Origin of the sequence: Streptomyces cinereospinus, from assembly GCF_042430725.1 — a bacterium.
In the GTDB taxonomy this organism is placed as follows: Bacteria; Actinomycetota; Actinomycetes; order Streptomycetales; family Streptomycetaceae; genus Streptomyces; species Streptomyces cinereospinus.
On the sequence record NZ_JBHMCY010000160.1, the window covers coordinates 1 to 1,983 of the forward strand.

At 74.0% G+C, this 1,983-nt stretch carries 2 protein-coding genes; one reads left to right on the top strand and one right to left on the bottom strand.

Annotated features, from left to right (window positions below; genetic code table 11):
- A partial coding sequence (locus tag ACFF45_RS35250; RefSeq protein WP_381351116.1) for a metallophosphoesterase occupies positions 1-775 on the top strand: 775 nt, incomplete at its 5' end.
- A 134-nt stretch (positions 776-909) separates the two neighbouring features.
- Here the strand turns inward: ACFF45_RS35250 and ACFF45_RS35255 are convergent.
- Positions 910-1,728: an IclR family transcriptional regulator gene (locus ACFF45_RS35255; protein WP_381351117.1), complete on the bottom strand. Its 819-nt coding sequence runs from the start codon at positions 1,726-1,728 to the stop codon at positions 910-912.
- Positions 1,729-1,983 lie beyond the last annotated feature (255 nt).

Consider the following 1,983-nt stretch of genomic DNA (forward strand, 5'->3'; position numbering starts at 1 on the left):
GGCCGCCGCGGCGACGGTCGGTCACGGCACGTACGAGGTGATGCGGGGACCGCGGATCAAGCGGCTCGCGGTGCCGCTCGCGAAGCTGCCGCGCTCCGCGCACGGCTACCGCATCGCGGTCGTCAGCGACATCCACCTCGGTCCCACCCTGGGCCGCGCCCACACCCAGCGGATCGTCGACACCATCAACTCCGTCCAGCCGGACCTCGTCGCCGTGGTCGGCGACCTCGCCGACGGTTCCGTCGCCGACCTCGGCCCCGCGACGGAACCGCTCGCCCGGCTGCGCGCCCGGGACGGCTCCTATTTCGTGACCGGCAACCACGAGTACCACTCCGGTGCCGCGCCGTGGGTGGACCAGGTCCGCGAGCTGGGCCTGCGGCCCCTGCGGAACGCGCGCGTCGAGAAGCCCGGCTTCGACCTGGCCGGCGTCAACGACATCACCGGCGAGGCACACGACGACGCCCCCGACTACGAGCGCGCCCTGGGGGACCGCGACCGGTCCCGCGCGGTGGTGCTCATGGCCCACCAGCCGGTGATGATCCACCAGGCCGTCGAGTACGGCGTCGACCTCCAGCTGTCCGGCCACACCCACGGCGGCCAGCTCTGGCCGGGCAACCTCGTCGCCGGGCTGGCCAACCCGACCGTCGCCGGCCTGGACCGCTACGGCGACACCCAGCTGTACGTCACGCGCGGCGCCGGCGCCTGGGGACCGCCCGTCCGCGTGGGCGCCCCCGCGGACATCACGGTCGTGGAGCTGGCCTCGCTCCAGGCGTGACGCCCGGGCGATCCCGGCCCGACCGGTCAGACATCCCCCAGGGCCTGTCGTCTCGATCGGGTCGGCCGTTGGAGACGGCGCATCCCGGTGCCCCGCTCGGGCCGGCACGAGCCGGACGACAGGCCCTGGCCCGGCTAGGCCTCGCGGCCCTGGCCGGAGTGGCCGAGCTCCTCGGACATGGCCCGGGTCGAGCGCAGCAGTTCCGCGGACAGCTCCGCCAGGTCCTGCTCGGTGACGCCGCGCGCCGGCATCACCAGCGACACCACGAGCGGGAGCGACTCGCCCGCGGTGAACACGGGCGCCGCCACCGAGGTCACGCCGGGAATGACCCCGCCGCGGCTGCTGGCCACGCCCTCCCGCCGCATGTCCTCCCGGACGCGCCGGACACGTTCGCGCGTGGCGGTGTCCAGCGTGTCCGTCTCCAGTTGCCCGCACAGCACCGGGTGGGTGAGCTGGTCGGGCAGGCAGGCGAGGAAGGTGCCGCCGATCGCCGAGTTCAGCAGGGGCATCGTGGCGCCGACCCGGACGGTGATCGGCAGGGCGTGGGCACCGTACTCCCAGCGCACGACGACCGGGCCGTTGTCGCCCCACACCGACAGGTTCACCGCGTGGGTGGTGCGGTCGCGCAGCTCGGGCAGGTGCTCGCTCACCAGGGCGACCTCGTCCATCCTGCGCAGCGACTCCACGCCGAGCCGCCGCATGGCGGGGCCCATGTCGTAGAGACCGGAACTGCGGGACTGGGTGACGAGACCGACCCTGGCGAGGCTGACCAGATAACGGTGCGCCTTGCTCGGCTGCATCCCGCTGGCGGTGGCGATGTGCGTCAGGCTCATCGGGCCCCGGCCCTCTTCGAGAGCCTGGAGGACCGTCATCGCCAGTTCCACGGACTGGATGCCCTGCCGGGCCGGCGAGGCCGCGTTGTCGTCGGGATCGGGGGGTCGCTGTACTGCCACATGGGTGATCATAGGACCTCACGAAGCCTGCGAGAGCCCGGCGGGTGGGGGCCGGGCAGGACGGGGGCGGCGTTGTGCCCAGGCGTTCTCAGCGGTGCGCGGGCGTGCTCAGGCGGTCGGCCGGTACGCCGCCGCGCCCGTGGTCACCGTGACCGCGCCCAGCAGGTCGGCCGCGAGCACGGCCGCCGCGTCGGGACCGTCCGCGGTGCCGAACACGTAGAAGTCGGGACGTACGGCGACCAAGGACACGCCCAG